At 60.4% G+C, this 15,503-nt stretch carries 11 protein-coding genes; 7 read left to right on the top strand and 4 right to left on the bottom strand.

The features are described 5' to 3' along the window. Positions 1-66 precede the first annotated feature (66 nt). The 3 genes from AC3WP4_RS03130 to AC3WP4_RS03120 all read right to left on the bottom strand — a co-directional run bounded on the left by AC3WP4_RS03130 (position 67) and on the right by AC3WP4_RS03120 (position 4,162). Positions 67-1,167 carry an AI-2E family transporter gene (locus AC3WP4_RS03130; RefSeq protein ID WP_102616628.1) on the bottom strand — a complete coding sequence of 367 codons (1,101 nt, stop codon included), beginning with the start codon at positions 1,165-1,167 and terminating at the stop codon, positions 67-69. Between the two features lie 78 nt (positions 1,168-1,245). Beyond that, a complete protein-coding gene (locus AC3WP4_RS03125; RefSeq protein WP_076031116.1) occupies positions 1,246-1,881 on the bottom strand; it encodes a response regulator transcription factor in 636 nt (211 codons plus the stop codon). 4 nt (positions 1,882-1,885) lie between these two features. Then, positions 1,886-4,162 carry a PAS domain-containing sensor histidine kinase gene (locus AC3WP4_RS03120; RefSeq protein WP_074876614.1) on the bottom strand — a complete coding sequence of 759 codons (2,277 nt, stop codon included), beginning with the start codon at positions 4,160-4,162 and terminating at the stop codon, positions 1,886-1,888. A gap of 231 nt (positions 4,163-4,393) precedes the next feature. Here AC3WP4_RS03120 and AC3WP4_RS03115 point away from each other — a divergent pair, with 231 nt between their 5' ends. The 6 genes from AC3WP4_RS03115 (at position 4,394) to phaR (ending at position 12,084) form a co-directional block, all read left to right on the top strand. Beyond that, positions 4,394-6,016: an acyl-CoA synthetase gene (locus tag AC3WP4_RS03115; RefSeq protein WP_102616629.1), complete on the top strand. Its 1,623-nt coding sequence runs from the start codon at positions 4,394-4,396 to the stop codon at positions 6,014-6,016. Positions 6,017-6,141: 125 nt separating this feature from the next. After that, positions 6,142-6,468, top strand: coding sequence for a DUF485 domain-containing protein (locus AC3WP4_RS03110; RefSeq protein ID WP_074876610.1), 327 nt, complete (start codon positions 6,142-6,144; stop codon positions 6,466-6,468). Next, complete coding sequence (locus AC3WP4_RS03105; protein WP_102616630.1) at positions 6,468-8,138, top strand: cation acetate symporter; 1,671 nt, start codon at positions 6,468-6,470, stop codon at positions 8,136-8,138. Before AC3WP4_RS03110 ends, AC3WP4_RS03105 begins: the two co-directional genes overlap by 1 nt. Before the next feature lie 64 nt (positions 8,139-8,202). Next, the gene (locus tag AC3WP4_RS03100; protein ID WP_102616631.1) at positions 8,203-9,975 is read left to right on the top strand and encodes an acyl-CoA dehydrogenase C-terminal domain-containing protein; all 1,773 of its coding nucleotides are present in this window, start codon (positions 8,203-8,205) and stop codon (positions 9,973-9,975) included. Between the two features lie 129 nt (positions 9,976-10,104). Then, positions 10,105-11,373, top strand: coding sequence for an OprD family porin (locus tag AC3WP4_RS03095; protein WP_207250617.1), 1,269 nt, complete (start codon positions 10,105-10,107; stop codon positions 11,371-11,373). A gap of 162 nt (positions 11,374-11,535) precedes the next feature. Continuing rightward, positions 11,536-12,084 (top strand): polyhydroxyalkanoate synthesis repressor PhaR, encoded by a 549-nt coding sequence (gene phaR / locus AC3WP4_RS03090; protein WP_102614684.1) that lies wholly within the window; start codon positions 11,536-11,538, stop codon positions 12,082-12,084. A gap of 35 nt (positions 12,085-12,119) precedes the next feature. Here the strand turns inward: phaR and phaP are convergent, their stop codons facing one another. Further along, positions 12,120-12,689, bottom strand: coding sequence for a TIGR01841 family phasin (gene phaP / locus AC3WP4_RS03085; RefSeq protein ID WP_102614685.1), 570 nt, complete (start codon positions 12,687-12,689; stop codon positions 12,120-12,122). A 255-nt stretch (positions 12,690-12,944) separates the two neighbouring features. On the opposite strand from phaP, the gene AC3WP4_RS03080 reads away from it, so the two are divergent. Beyond that, positions 12,945-15,482, top strand: coding sequence for a DUF3141 domain-containing protein (locus AC3WP4_RS03080; RefSeq protein ID WP_102614686.1), 2,538 nt, complete (start codon positions 12,945-12,947; stop codon positions 15,480-15,482). Positions 15,483-15,503 lie beyond the last annotated feature (21 nt).

The raw sequence follows: 15,503 nt of genomic DNA, 5'->3' as shown, positions 1-15,503 counted from the left end.
GATGGCAGCCCTGCTCGTCAGGGCGAATGGCCTGAATATCTTTCATGCTAGCGCAAGCCCGGGCAGTCATAACGTCGGCGGGACGTCCGGTCTGTTCGGCGGCTGATCCTCTACCCATTGCCAGAACAACTGATAGCCGACCGCAAGCACTACCGGGCCAATGAACAAGCCGAGGATACCGCTCGTGACCATGCCCCCCAAGGCACCGATCAGCACCACCGGCATTGGCACATCGACGCCGCGCCCCAGCAGCAAGGGCTTGAGTACGTTATCCACCAGACCGGCAATGAACACATAGATGGCGAAGATGATGGTCACCGTACTGGCCCCCTCGGTGGCGAACACATAGGCAATCACCGGCAGCGTAATCAAGGTTGCAGGTAATTGCATGATGCCGAGCAGCAGCACCGCCAAGGCCAGCAGACCGGCACCGGGAACCCCCTTGAGCACGAATCCGATGCCCACCAACAGCATCTGGATGAAGGCGATGCCGACCACGCCCAGCGCGACTGCACGAATCGTCGCGGTACACAGTTCGGCGATTTTCGGCCCCTTGCCCGGATCGCTGACGCGGGAAGCGATCTGTATCGCACTGCGCCTGCCGCTCTCGCCGTAGGCCATGAAAATGCCGGCAATGATCAGGGCAAAGATAAAGGTAAGAAAGCCCATGCCGACGCCGGCCAGTTTGGCGAGGAAACCCACACTGAAATGTTTTATCTGCGGCAGGTACTTCGCTGTCAGGTCGGGAAGATCGGTAGAGGCCTGCAGCCATACTGCCGAGATCGACTTGCCCACTAAAGGCCATTCAGCAACTGAATCGGCGGGTGGCGGAATATGGAATTTGCCGTCCCTGATGATGGTCATGGCGTGCTCGACCGAGTCGGCAATCGAGGTGACCAACAGATAGATCGGTACCATCAGCACTACGATTGCGACCAGCACAATCAGGGTCGCAATACGGCCGTCTTTCTGCCCCAGCGGCCCCTTGAGCCGCTCTTGCAATGGATAAAGAGTGATCGCCAGAATCACCGACCACAGCATGAGGTCGCGAAACGGGCTGAAGATCTCAAAGCAGAACAGCACCAGTACGGCAATCAGCCCGGCGCGGATCAAAACATCGAGCAAACTGCGGGTGAACGCCTTCTCGGAACTGGATGTGGGCACCATTGCTGCCTCCTTGCAGATCGCTGCAGAGGGATGGGATCGGTAAGCCCAGCATAGACGCCAAATGGAAAGCGTGAGCAATCACCGCAGCTTCAGCGGATCGACCAGTTCAGCGGCGATGGCCATGCCCACCAGGTCCGGCAAGGTATTGGCCTGCATGCGTTTCATCACCCGCGAACGATACAGATCGACGGTCTTGGCGCTGACACCCAGTTGTTCAGCGATTTCGCGGGTGGTGTAACCCTGCACCAGCGGCAGCAAGACATCGCGCTCCCGTGGGGTCAGTGTCAGCAAGCGCGCCTGCAAGGCTTCTTGGCCCTGATTGCCCGAGCGGTTTGCCGCGCAGTTGCTGAGCGCCTGTTGCACGCTGTCCAGCAGCAATTGTTCGTTGTAGGGCTTCTCGATGAAGTCATGGGCGCCCGCCTTGAAGGCGCGAACCACGATCGGTACATCTGCGTGCCCGCTGACGAAAATGATCGGCAGGTTCAGCTCACGTGCGCGCATTTCTTCCTGCACGTTCAAACCGCCCATGCCGGGCATGCGAACATCGAGCAGCACGCAGGCATCAAGACTGGCATCACAGGCATTGAGAAACGCCACGCCGCTGGTAAACGGCAAGGCCTTGAGTCCGACCGATTCCAATAACCAGACCGTTGAGTCGAGCATGCCTTGATCGTCGTCGACGACATACACCACGTGCTCTGTCACACCTGCCATTACGTTATTCCTGTTGTTGTTTTGTTGGGCCGGCCAGCGGCAAGCGGCAGCACATCAGCAGCCCGACAGGTTGGCGTCGGGCCTGCAATTCGCCACCGAAACCTTCGATGATGCTGCGGCTCATGGACAAGCCAAGCCCCAGGCCATCGGCCTTGCTGGTATAGAACGGGGTAAATATCTGCTCCAGTTCCGGCTCGCTGACACCCGGGCCCTGGTCTTGCACACTGATTTCCACGGTTGCACCAGCGCCCTGCTCCGCTGCCATCACGATCAGCGAAGGCTGCCCCGGATGTCGTTCGCGGTTGGCGTCGATGGCGTTTCGCAGGAGATTAAGCAGGACCTGCTCCAGCAGCACCCGGTCGGCATAAATCGGCGGCAGATTATCCGGCAGGCGGTCCTCGATTGTCACTTGGCAATTGCTCGCCTCCCAGGCACACAAGCGCACGGCCTCGCGGGCGACGTCGGTGAAATTCAGGGCTTGCATCCGGCGTTGTCCCTTGCGCAGAAACGCGCGCAAACGTCTGATCACTTCTGAAGCATGCGTGGCGTGATGGGTAATGCGCTCCAGCCCTTGCGCCACTCGGGCGGCGGCCTGGGGATTGGAGTCCAGCGTCTGCAAATAGCGCTGACTGGCATTGGCGTAATTGACCACCGCCGCCAACGGCTGGTTGATTTCGTGTGCGATGCCCGAGGCCAATTCACCCAGGGTGACCAACCGCGCGGTGTGCGCCAGTTCATCCTGATGGCGGCGCTGTTGCACTTCACGCAGTTCACGCTCGGTCATGTCCCGCGCCACCAACGAGTAATAGCGCTCGCCACCGGCCGAACGGTGCGCCAGCAGCACCAGCGACACCGGCACCGAAGTGCCGCCCCCCGGTGGCTGCAATCGCGCATCGGTGCTCCAGACACCGTCGCGTTCGGCGCTGCTCCAGCCATCACGTTGCAGACGTGCCAGGTCGCTGCTGGCGAACAGTTCCGCCAGGGCCGGCATCGGTTGTTGCTCGTCGATCCCGAGGATGCGCCGCGCCGCGGGATTGAGGTAAGTGACTTGCCCCTCGGGGTCGATGAACAACACCGGATCGGTGTTGGCCTCGACCACCTCCGCCAGGCGTCGCTTGTTCTCCTCGGCTTGCACCCGGGCGGTAATGTCCCGGGAGACGCTGACCACTTCAACCACCGTCCCGGTGTAGGTTTCACGAATCGCCCGGCTCGCGGTTTCGAACCACAGGTAATGCCCGTCGCGATGGCGAATGCGATAGGTCATCGTGTGATAACCGTCCTGCTCCAGGGCATCGCGCGCGCGTTGCACCAGGCTGGCCAGGTCCTGACCATGGAACAAACCCTGGGCCATTTGCCCTCGCAACTCCTCCGGCCAGTAGCCGAGCAATGTCCAGGACGCGGGCGAGGCATCCAGAAAGCGCCCGTCGGGTGTATGCCTGGAAATCAGGTCGGTGGTGTTTTCGATGATCAGCCGGTACAACCGGCGTGCCGTGGCCGCTTCACGCTCGGCCAATACTTGTGCCGTGGCATCGCGGCAACGGGCAAGCACGCGGTTGTCCTGAGGGTCGGGGATAAACGTCCAGATCAGGATCTGCGCGTCCAATTGGGCTTCGACCCCTTCGATGGCGCGCTGCTGGTCCAGGCAGGCACGGACCAGCACCCGGTGATTGACTGGCAGAAAACCCAGCACATCAGTCAACGGTTTTTCGGCGAGCAGTGCCAACAGCGCGGCATTGAACTCCAGCGGTCGGCCCTGGGCATCGAGCAACAGGCTCGGTTGCGGGTCGTGGCCCAACAGCGGCGAGCCGCGCAGCATGCCGTTGACGCTGCTCAGCAAGGTCGTCAGCAAGTCCTGCACCCAACCCAGCCAATCAAGACTTACGCCTTCGCACACTTCCACCAGCAACAGCCCCGGCTGCCCCGGTTGTAACGCCAGATCAAACACCTGGCCATGGCTGATAGCGGCCCGGCGCAATCGCCCGGCCAACCAGCAATCGAGTTGACGTACTTGCGCCAGATCCAGCCGCCCCGCTTCGGCCAGCCGATCAAACAACCGCTGATCGCTGGCCAGCGAAGGGTCGCCCAGCCCCGGTGGAAAATGCTGGGCGGCGCCCTCGTGGCTGTAAATCCGCGCATTGGCTTGCCAACTCAGATAAACCGCCCGGCGCACCTCGGGGCAATCCTGCAGCGCACGGCACAACGCATCGGCCCGGGCGGCCAGAGACACACCCTCGCGCTGCAGGCGCAACCAGCTGTGCAATCGAACGGGGGTCAGGGTCATCACAGGTCCGCTTCGTTGGGGAAGCCAAGGATATACCGGCCTTGGCGGTGTGGCTGTATTGATTTAGATCCGCAAGAATCAAATATAGTACATATCCTATATGACGTAGGTTGTACTTCCATATAGGTGGCTGAATGTTATATAAAGCAAACCGGACATAAAAGGTGCCCCCAGCGGCGACGCTGCAAGGGTCACCTATAGAGCTAACAATCAGCCACCGAGTACCCGTACATGTCGATCTATGAACAAGGGCTAGGCCCTGCGGCTGTCAATCATATTGCCTTGTCTCCGCTCAGCTTCATCGAGCGCACCGCCAGCGTTTATCCAGACTACCCCGCCGTCATCCATGGCTCTATCCGCCGCACCTGGGCGCAGACCTACACCCGCTGCCGTCGCCTGGCGTCGGCTCTGGCCGGGCGCGGCATCGGCAAGAACGACACCGTGGCGGTGATGCTGCCCAACATTCCCGAGATGCTGGAAGTGCACTTCGGCGTGCCGATGATCGGTGCGGTGCTCAACCCGCTCAACGTGCGCCTGGATGCCGAAGCCATCGCCTTCATGCTGCAACATGGCGAAGCCAAGGTGCTGATTACCGACCGCGAGTTCCATGATGTGATCCACGCGGCGATCGGCATGCTGGATCACCCGCCGCTGGTGATCGATGTCAATGATCCGGAATACGGCGAAGGCCAGGCGGTCAGTGATCTGGACTATGAAGCGCTATTGGCCGAAGGCGACCCTGCTTTCGCCTGGCAGTGGCCCGATGATGAATGGCAAGCCATCTCGCTGAACTACACCTCAGGCACCACCGGCAACCCCAAAGGTGTGGTTTACCACCATCGCGGTGCATACCTGAACTCGCTGGGCAACCAGATGACCTGGGCCATGGGCAACCACCCGGTCTACCTCTGGACCCTGCCGATGTTCCATTGCAATGGTTGGTGCTACCCGTGGATCATCACCGCCATGGCCGGTGTGCATGTGTTCCTGCGCCGCGTCGATCCACAGAAAATCCTCACGCTGATCCGCGAGCATCAGGTCACCCACCTGTGCGCCGCGCCGATCGTGCTCAATGCCTTGGTCAACATGCCGGAATCGGCGAAAGCGGCGATCGATCACCCGGTCAACGCCATGGTCGCCGGTGCCGCACCGCCGGCCAAAGTGATCGGCGCCGTGGAAGAAATGGGCATCAAGGTCACCCACGTCTATGGCCTGACCGAAACCTACGGTCCGGTGACGCTCTGCGCCTGGCATGCCGAGTGGGACGAGTTGCCTCTGGACGAACGGGCGCAAATCAAATCCCGTCAGGGCGTGCGCTACCCGACGCTCGAAGGCGTGATGGTCGGCGACTCGAAGACGCTGGAGCCGACCCCGCGAGACGGTCAGACCATCGGTGAGATCTTCATGCGCGGCAACACCGTGATGAAGGGCTACCTGAAGAACCCGACCGCCACGGCCGAAGCGTTCGAGGGCGGCTGGTTCCACACCGGCGACCTGGCGGTGTGTCATCCCAACGGTTACGTCGAAATCAAGGACCGACTCAAGGACATCATCATTTCCGGCGGCGAGAACATTTCCACCATCGAACTGGAAGGTGTGCTCTATCGCCATCCAGCCGTCATGGAAGCGGCCGTCGTCGCCCGCCCTGATGAGAAGTGGGGTGAAACGCCCTGCGCCTTTATCACATTGAAGGCTGATCACCAGGACGTTCGCGAGGCCGACATCATCAGTTTCTGCCGCGAGCATCTGGCCGGTTTCAAAGTCCCGCGCACGGTGGTTTTCACCCTGTTGCCGAAGACCTCAACTGGCAAGATCCAGAAGTACGTTCTGCGCGACAGGGCTAAAGCGCTCTAACCCGAACCAACGTTGTACCCGTCAAGCGGCAGGTGCCTTTACCTGCCGTTTCGGGCTCGTGCACGCCGAATTCGGCGCTGCCCTGCCCCTTACACACTGATAACAAAAACAATGTGGAGCCACCCATGATCGACATCCATTCAACCGATACCCAACGCTGTGAACGCATTCGGTCCAACCCGAAATTCCTTCAATTGGTGAACAGCCGTTCGCGCCTGGCCTGGTCGCTGAGTGCTGCGGTGCTGGGCATTTACTATGCGTTCATGCTGGTGGTGGCGTTTGCCCCGCAGTGGCTGCATGCACCGCTCGCCGAACATCGGATGTTGACCCTGGGCATGCCGGTTGGCGCGGCGATCATCATTTTTTCCTGGCTACTGACCGGTTGGTACGTCTACAGCGCCAACACCCGCTTCGACGCACTGGGCGCGGCCATTCTCGAGGAGAGCAAGTAATGAACCTGCTACGTAAACTTCTCCTCGCCGCTGCCGGGCTGTTGCCGGCCTCCGTCGTGCTGGCTGCACCCGCGCTGGGTGCGGTGGAAAAACAACCGCTCAACCTGCATGCGATCGGCATGTTCTTCGTCTTCGTGCTGGGCACGCTGGCCATCACCTGGTGGGCCGCGCGGCAAACCAAATCAACGTCGGACTTCTACACGGCGGGTGGTGGCATCACCGGGTTCCAGAACGGTCTGGCGATTGCGGGCGACTACATGTCTGCGGCCACGCTGCTGGGGCTGTCCAGCCTGGTATTTGCCAAGGGCTACGACGGCTTCATCTATACCATCGGTTTCTTCGTCGGCTGGCCGATCATCACCTTCCTGATGGCCGAGCGCTTGCGCAACCTGGGGCGCTACACCTTTGCCGACATCGTGTCCTATCGACTGGACCAGAACAAAGTGCGGATCTTCGCCGCGTTTGGTTCGTTGACGGTGGTGTGCTGCTACCTGATCGTGCAGATGGTCGGTGCCGGTCAGTTGATCAAATTGCTGTTCGGCCTCGACTACCCGGTTGCGGTGGTGATCGTCGGCGCGCTGATGTTGGTGTATGTCATTTTCGGCGGCATGATCGCCACCACGTGGGTACAGATCATCAAGGCTGTGTTGCTGCTTGCCGGCGGTACGACCCTGGCGTTGATGGCCATGTCGCAATTCGGCTTCAGCTACGAAACCCTGGCCAGCAAAGCCGTCGAAGCCCATGCCAGCGGCTGGAACATCATGGGCCCCGGCTCAATGCTCGCCGACCCGATCAACACCGCTTCGATGTCGCTGGGCCTGGTGTTCGGGATTGCCGGTCTGCCGCACATCCTGATGCGCTTCTTCACCGTGCCTAACGCCAAGGAAGCGCGTAAGTCGGTGTTCTACGCCACGGGCTTCATCGGTTTCTTCTTCCTCGTTGTCTGCACCCTGGGCTTTGCCGCGATGGTGATCATCGGTACTGACCCGCAGTACTACGTCAATGGTGAAGTCGGCGGCGCCTTGATTGGCGGCGGCAACATGGTTGCGATGCACCTGGCCAAAGCGGTCGGTGGCAACCTGTTCTTCGGGTTCCTCTCGGCCGTAGCCTTCGCCACCATTCTGGCGGTGGTCTCCGGGCTGGCCCTGGCCGGTGCTTCGGCGATTTCCCACGATCTCTACGCCACGGTGTTCAAGAAAGGCAAAGCCAGCCAGAAACAGGAAATGCGCGTGACCCGCATGGCCACTGTCGGCCTGGGCATCATCGCGATTCTGCTGGGCATTCTGTTCGAGAAGATGAACGTCGCGTTCCTGGTGGGCCTGACCTTCGGTATCGCCGCATCGACCAACTTCCCGGTGTTGATCATGGCCATGTACTGGAAAGGCCTGACCACCAAAGGTGCAATCATCGGCGGTTTCGCCGGCCTGATCTGCGCGCTGGTGCTGGTGATCCTTTCGCCAGCGGTCTGGGTCACCGTGCTCGGCCATGCTCACGCGATCTTCCCGTATGACCACCCGGCACTGTTCTCCATGCCGCTGGCGTTCTTCGTGATCGTCGTGGTGTCGAAACTCGACCGCAGCGTGCGGGCCGACAAGGAGCGTGACGCTTACGCCGACCAGTTCGTTCGCGCCCAGACCGGCCTCGGTGCCGCCAGCGCTTCCGCTCATTGATTGAAAGGGCACGGCCTGCTAAAGCGGCGCCGTGCCCATCGCACAACCTTTTGAGGTTCACGTTATGCCCGAATTCAACGCCCCGCTGCGCGACATGCGCTTTGTCTTGCACGAAGTGTTCGACGCCCCGGCCCTGTGGGCACGCTTGCCGGCCCTGGCCGACAGTGTCGACGCCGCCACCGCTGACGCCATTCTTGAGGAGGCGGCCAAAGTCACCTCGCACCTGATTGCGCCATTGAATCGCAGCGGCGACGAGGAAGGCGCCCAGTGGGTCGATGGCCAGGTCAGCACGCCAATCGGTTTCAAACAGGCTTATGCCACCTACATCGAAGGCGGCTGGGTGGGTCTTTCCGGTAACGCTGATTTTGGCGGCATGGGCATGCCGAAGATGCTCGCGGTGCAGTTCGAAGAAATGCTCTACGGCGCCAACTCCAGCTTCGCGCTGTATTCGGCGTTGAGTTCCGGTGCCTGCCTGGCGCTGGATGCTCACGCCAGCGACACCCTGAAAAACCTTTACTTGCCGCCGATGTACGAGGGCCGCTGGGCCGGCTCCATGTGCCTGACCGAAGCCCACGCCGGCACCGACCTGGGGATTATCCGCACCCGCGCCGAACCTCAAGCCGACGGCAGCTTCAGCATCACCGGCAGCAAGATCTTCATCACCGGTGGCGATCAGGACCTGACCGAAAACATTGTGCATCTGGTGCTGGCCAAACTGCCGGACGCACCCGCGGGGCCGAAAGGCATCTCACTGTTCGTCGTGCCCAAAGTGCTGGTCAATGCCGACGGTTCCCTCGGTGCAGCCAACGCTGTGAGTTGCGGTTCGATCGAACACAAGATGGGCATCAAGGCCTCGGCCACCTGCGTGATGAACTTCGACGGCGCCAGCGGTTGGCTGGTCGGCGAAGCCAACAAAGGTTTGGCAGCGATGTTCACCATGATGAATTACGAACGCCTGTCTATTGGCATTCAGGGCATTGGCTGCGCCGAAGCGTCCTATCAGAGCGCCGTCGCCTATGCCCGTGAGCGGGTTCAGAGTCGCGCGCCGACCGGTGCCATTGCTCCGGACAAAGTGGCTGACCCGATCATCGTCCACCCCGACGTGCGCCGCATGCTGCTGAGCATGAAAGCCATGACCGAGGGCGGCCGTGCGTTCGCCAGCTATGTCGGCCAGCAACTTGATCTGGCGAAGTTTTCCGATGACGTCCAGGAACGGGACAACGCGCAAAACCTGGTTGCGCTGCTGACGCCGGTGGCCAAGGCGTTCTTCACCGACACCGGCCTGGAAAGCTGCATCAACGGCCAGCAGGTGTTCGGCGGTCATGGCTACATCCGCGAATGGGGCCAGGAACAATTGGTCCGCGACGTGCGCATCGCGCAGATCTACGAAGGCACCAACGGCATTCAGGCCCTGGACTTGCTCGGACGCAAGGTGCTCGCCGACAAGGGCTTCGCGCTGCGCCAGTTCACCGCTGAGATCCGTCATTTCGCCCATCAGCCTGACGCGCCCTACTGCACTCAACTGTTCGATGCCGTGCAGCGTCTGGAAGACCTGAGCGACTGGCTGCAGGATCGGGCCGCGACCAATCGCAACGAAGTCGGCGCCGCGTCGGTGGAGTATTTGCACCTGTTCGGTTACGTCGCCTACGCCTGGCTTTGGGCACGCATGGCACAGGTTGCCAAGCAAAAGCTGCCCGAAGACCAAGGGTTTTATGGCGCGAAAATCGCCACCGCCGACTTCTATATCCACCGCCTGCTACCGCGCATTTTGAGCCTGGAGCAATCCATCCGCGCGGGCAGTGCCTCGTTGTTTGGCCTGAGCGCCGAACAGTTCTAACGATTGAACCGCACGCGGCGTCACGCTCCTCTCTTTTTGGCGTTCGCGTTTTTTTATCGATAAGCCCTCGCCCACCTGGCGAGGGCCGCGGGACCTGTCTTTCCATAATAAAAACAAAGGGGCTTCACCATGGACCGCAACACCCGCACCCTCGCTACCCGACTGTTGCTGGCCGGCGGCGTCATCAGCCTCTCGGCCCCCGCCGCCGCTGACTTTGTCAAAGACAGCAAGGCCAGCCTTGAGCTGCGCAACTTCTATTTCAACCGTGACTATCGCCAGGACAACGCCGCCCAATCCAAACAAGAGGAATGGGCCCAGGGGTTCCTGCTGCGCTACGAATCGGGATACACCGACGGGTTGATCGGTGTCGGCTTCGATGCCATCGGCCTGCTCGGCGTCAAGCTCGATTCCAGCCCTGATCGCGCAGGCTCCGGCCTGCTTAAACGCCACCGTGACACGAGCAAAGGGGCGCAGGACGAGTACGGCGAACTGGGCCTGACCGCCAAAGTGCGCGCCTCAAAAAGCACACTGAAACTCGGCACGCTGCTGCCGAAACTGCCGACGGTACTGGCCAACGATTCACGGCTGTTGCCACAAACCTTCAAGGGCGGTCAGCTGACGTCGCTGGAACTCGAAGGCCTGACCGTGGATGCCGGGCGCCTGACGCAAGTCAATCAGCGCGACTCCTCGGACTACGAGGACATGGGCATCACCCGTACCGGCGCCAAGGGCATCACCACGCGTCATCTCGACAGCGACAGCTTCGATTTCGCCAGCCTGAACTACAAATGGACCAGCAACCTCGCCACCGGCTACAGCTATGGCCACCTCGACAACTTCTACAGCCAGCACCTGGTCAACCTGACCTACGTCTTGCCAGTCACCACCGGCCAGTCGCTGAAGACCGATCTGCGCTTCGCCCGCTCCACGGACGATGGCGGCAGCAATGTCGATAACAATGCGATTGGCGCGATGTTCACCTACAACCTCGGCGGGCATGCGGTGGGCCTGGGTTATCAAGGCATGAGCGGCGACACCGGCTACGCCTACGTCAACGGCACCGATGCGTTTTTGGTGAACTTCGTGCAGATCGGCGACTTCGCCAGCAAGGACGAACAGTCCTGGCAGGCGCGCTACGACTACAACTTTGCGGCCATCGGCATTCCGGGCCTGACCTTCATGACCCGTTACCTCACCGGTGACAACATCGATCTGGGCGGCAATCGCCCGGAAGGCAAGGAATGGGAACGTGATACCGACATTGGCTATGTGGTGCAGAGCGGGCCGTTGAAGAATGTCGGGGTGAAGTGGCGCAACGCGACGGTGCGCTCGACCCACTTCGGCAGCGACCTGGATGAAAACCGGTTGATCGTCAGCTACACCTTGCCGATCTGGTAAGCAAGCCCTCCTCCCCCGATCGTTCCCACGCTCTGCGTGGGAATGCAGCCCGGGACGCTCCGCGTCCCTACAGCGGACGCAGAGCGTCCATTGATGCATTCCCACGCGGAGTGGGAACGATCGGTACCCGCTAATCCGCGGCAGGGGCCAGAGTAGGTTAAGATGCCGGCAAACCAGGCCCGCCGCGAGACGCCCCGCATGACTGACACCACCCCCCGCCTGATCAAGAAGTACCCCAATCGCCGACTGTATGACACCCACACCAGCAGTCATTTGACGCTGGCGGACATACGCCAGTTGGTGGTCGACAAAGTTGCCTTTCAGGTGGTCGATGCCAAGAGCGGCGAGGACCTGACCCGCAGCATCCTGCTGCAAGTGATCCTGGAAGCTGAAAGCGGCGGTGAGCCAATCTTCACTACCGAAATGCTGATGGGGATTATCCAGTTCTACGGCCCTTACCAGGGCGTACTCGGCAGCTATCTGGACAAGAGCATTCAAACCGTGATCGACATCCAGTCCCAGACCGGCGCACAGTCGTCCGAGGCCTGGAGCGACTTCATGCACCAGCAGGCGCCGGTGATGCAGGACCTGATGCGCCAATATGTCGACCAGTCAAAGGCGCTGTACCTGAACACCCAGAACCTGTTCGGCATGTTCGGCGGCAAGCCCGGAGCCGATGGCGGGACGAAAAAAAATGGCGATGGGGAATAAACCCATCGCCATTGGTGCTGCTTATCTAATGTGACTTACTTGTTACCGCTGGTAGCCTTGGCACTTGCTTCTGAAGCAGCTTTGGTGGCCGTGGCAGTCGCTGCGTCGAAACTGGTCTGAGCCACATCGGCAGCCTGTTTTACGGCTTTCTGTGCGCTTTCGAACACAGTACCGGCGTTCGCCAGGCTCGACTTGAACGCGGCCACAACAGGCTCGGAGCCGGCAGGTGCATTCTTGCTGATGGTTTCAACGAACTCTTGCACCTGTTGGGTGCCCGCTTCGACCTGGCTCGAGGTCAATTTGGCGATGTCCGACTGAGTACCGACGATCAGTGCTTGAACCTGGCGATTGAACTCGGCCAGACGTTCGGTCTGCGCACTCGGCTGGGTGAAAGAAGCCTGCAGCTCGGCGAAACCTTGTGGATCACGGACGGCCAGCAACTTGCGAACGCCTTCGAAGTGCTCTTCAGTGGAGTCGCGCAGTGCCTTGAACTGCAACTGGCTGAGCTGTTCAACGCTGGCGAAGACTTTGCCGCTGATTTGCTGCAAAAGGTCGAGGTTGGCTTTCTGAGTGGTTTGCAGTTTTTCCGAATTGAAAAAAGACATGCTTGAATCTCCTGGTACTGGAAGGCCCTGATGAGCCTGAGGACGCGATAGCGATCCGGCCAGTCATCGCGTTAGCCTTGATATTGCAGTGCACAAAACTATTTGGCAACGTGTATTTTTGTGCGGTGCAAAATAAACTTTGCTAATGCCCTCCTTATACGCTGTAAACTCCTGATCATCGAACGGCCAGGCCAGCCCTCTTTAACTTAAGGGGTCTGATGGGCCGGTTCCCATGCACAGCGTCAGGAGATCACGATGGGTCAGGAATTAAATATTGCGCTGCAAGATGAAGAGTTCTCCGAGCCCGCCGGCTTGTTCGAACACCTGAATCATCTGCAACGCCTCAATACCCGTAACGTCCTCGACGCCGTGCAGAAGCGCCAGGCAAAAACCTTCGCGCCTTTAAGCCTTGGGCAACTCCGACAGCCAACGCCTGCTGACTGGCAGGAATACTTCACGGACCTCGGCCAACGCAGCGTGTTGTTCTGGGACACCTTGCGTCAGCGCGGCGATAACACCTTGGCCCACGAGCGCGCCGGGTATCCGCTGCTGCTCAAGTTCAATCATGAAACGCTGGTCGCCGGTGAAGACCTGCCCCGCCCGGTCAACTATTCGTTGTTGCAAATCCTCGGCGGTCCTGGACAACAGATCGACAGCAAGAAACAGCCGGTGATCATCATCGATCCCCGCGGCGGTCACGGCTCGGGCATCGGCGGTTTCAAACAGGATTCGGTGATCGGCGAAAGCCTGAGAGCCGGCCACCCCACCTACTTCATCTCCTTCAGTCACTCGCCCCGCCCAGGGCAAACCCTTGCTGATATCACCGACGCCCAAGCGCGGTTCATCGAAGTCGTCAGCGCCCGGCATCCAGACAGCGCCAAACCAGTCGTCATTGGTAATTGCCAGGCGGGCTGGGCGTTAATGGGCCTCGCGGCCACCCGGCCGGAGCTGCCGGGGCTGATCATCGTCAACGGTGCGCCGTTGTCATACTGGGCCGGCGTCAATGGCCGCAATCCGATGCGCTACACCGGCGGTTTGCTGGGCGGTGGCTGGATGGCGCGGCTCGGTAGCGATCTGGGCAATGACCGTTTCGACGGCACCTGGCTAGTCAGCAATTTCGAAAACCTGGACCCGGCCAACACCTTTTGGGGCAAGTACTACCACCTGTTCAGCGAAGTCGACAGCGAGGCCGCACGCTTTCTGGACTTCGAACGCTGGTGGGGCAGCCCGACCCTGCTTAATGGCGAAGAGATCGAGATGATTGTCGACGACCTGTTCATCGGCAATCAGCTGTCCGGTGGTCTCGGGCGCAAGAGCAGCGGGCTTGATCTCAAACTGATCGAAGTGCCGGTGGTGGTGTTCTGCTCGTATGGTGACAACATCACCTCCCCGCAGCAGGCACTGGACTGGATCACCGACGTCTACCCCAGCGATCTCGCGTTGCAAAATGCCGGACGCACCATCGTTTACCTGCGACACGCGAGCATCGGTCACCTGGGCATCTTCGTGTCCGGTGACGTGGCGCGGCGTGAACACCGTGAATTGCTTGGTGCGGTCGACGCAATTAACGCACTGTCAGCCGGGCTGTATGAAATGCTGATCGACGACCTGCCGGAGCACTCGGCGACGCCATATGCCGTGCGTTTCGAGCGCCGGCGTATCGCCGACATCCATGGCGAAGTGAAGCCGCCCCGTGATGATGATCGCGAATTCGCCCTGGTGCAGCGCGCGTCCGCCATCAACAACAGCGTTTACGACGAATGCATACGTCCGTGGTTGCGCCAGCTGATCAACGAACCAAGCGCCGAAATGCTGCGCCGGGCGCATCCTTTCCATCAGCAACAAGTGGCCTGGAGCAGTTTGAACCCGGCGCTCTGGTGGCTGGCAGGCAGCGCCGCCCAAGTGAGCAAGGATCGTCACCCCGCCAGCCAGAACAACCCGTTGCTGGTCTGGCAGGAACTGTTTTCCAATCAGGTGCAGGACGCCTTGAACGGTTATCGCGACCTGCGTGATGCGGCTCAGGAAATGTGTTTCTACGGCGTGTATGGCGTACTCAACAGCCTCACCGGCAATGCACCGGGGCGAAATCTGCAGGAACATGCCGAGCAGCACGACAAGGTGTTGATCGAGCGTTTGCAGGATGCCCTGCCCCTCGGCGGCCTGATGGAAGCCTTGATACGGATCCTGTTCCTGCTGGGCCGCGACAGCGACGAGCCGGGCAAGGAAAGTGTCGAAAAATTGATCCTGCAACTGCAAGTGTTGCTTCAGGACTACAGTGCCGAGCCGCTTGATTTGCGCGAAACCCTGCGTCTGCAAAAACTGCTGGTCGCCACCCATCCGCAAGAAAGCCTGCACAGCCTGCCCTTGATGCTTGCCGAGGTCGAAGAACGCCAGCAAGTACTCGCGGCCGTCGCCAACTTGCTGCCGGAACTGCTGACCAGCGGCGCAGACAACCTCTTCTGGCGTGAGCTGCACACGCTGCTCGACGTGCCAATGCCAGGTTTCAGCCTGACTCAACCACCCGGTGAAGCCGATGCCATCGAAGAGAAAGTCCCGGTGGTAACCCCTGAGCCAATCAAGCAGAAAGCCCCAGTGGTAACCCCGGAGCCAATCAAGCAGATCACCCCGGTGGAAATTCCCGTGCCGATCAAACAGAAAACCCCGGTCGTCATCCCCGAGCCAATCAAGCGGAAAATACCCGCAGTGACCCCAGACCCCATCGCCAAGGTTGCGAGTCCAGTGCGCAAACCTGCCAAGGGCAAGAAAGTCGTGAAAAAACCTCCGGTGAAATAACGTTGAGCACCGAGGAAGACC

The organism is Pseudomonas sp. FW305-20, assembly GCF_058788075.1.
Note: the sequence above shows the minus strand (reverse complement) of the source record. Positions and strands in the feature narration are given on the sequence as shown.

Excerpts from the sequence above, each read along its gene's own strand:
- phaP (WP_102614685.1), bottom strand. The coding sequence starts at position 12,689 with ATGTCTTTTTTCAATTCGGAAAAACTGCAAACCACTCAGAAAGCCAAC.
- AC3WP4_RS03095 (WP_207250617.1), top strand. The coding sequence starts at position 10,105 with ATGGACCGCAACACCCGCACCCTCGCTACCCGACTGTTGCTGGCCGGC.
- AC3WP4_RS03105 (WP_102616630.1), top strand. The coding sequence starts at position 6,468 with ATGAACCTGCTACGTAAACTTCTCCTCGCCGCTGCCGGGCTGTTGCCG.
- AC3WP4_RS03120 (WP_074876614.1), bottom strand. The coding sequence starts at position 4,162 with ATGACCCTGACCCCCGTTCGATTGCACAGCTGGTTGCGCCTGCAGCGC.
- phaR (WP_102614684.1), top strand. The coding sequence starts at position 11,536 with ATGCCGGCAAACCAGGCCCGCCGCGAGACGCCCCGCATGACTGACACC.
- AC3WP4_RS03115 (WP_102616629.1), top strand. The coding sequence starts at position 4,394 with ATGTCGATCTATGAACAAGGGCTAGGCCCTGCGGCTGTCAATCATATT.
- AC3WP4_RS03080 (WP_102614686.1), top strand. The coding sequence starts at position 12,945 with ATGGGTCAGGAATTAAATATTGCGCTGCAAGATGAAGAGTTCTCCGAG.
- AC3WP4_RS03110 (WP_074876610.1), top strand. The coding sequence starts at position 6,142 with ATGATCGACATCCATTCAACCGATACCCAACGCTGTGAACGCATTCGG.
- AC3WP4_RS03130 (WP_102616628.1), bottom strand. The coding sequence starts at position 1,167 with ATGGTGCCCACATCCAGTTCCGAGAAGGCGTTCACCCGCAGTTTGCTC.
- AC3WP4_RS03125 (WP_076031116.1), bottom strand. The coding sequence starts at position 1,881 with ATGGCAGGTGTGACAGAGCACGTGGTGTATGTCGTCGACGACGATCAA.
- AC3WP4_RS03100 (WP_102616631.1), top strand. The coding sequence starts at position 8,203 with ATGCCCGAATTCAACGCCCCGCTGCGCGACATGCGCTTTGTCTTGCAC.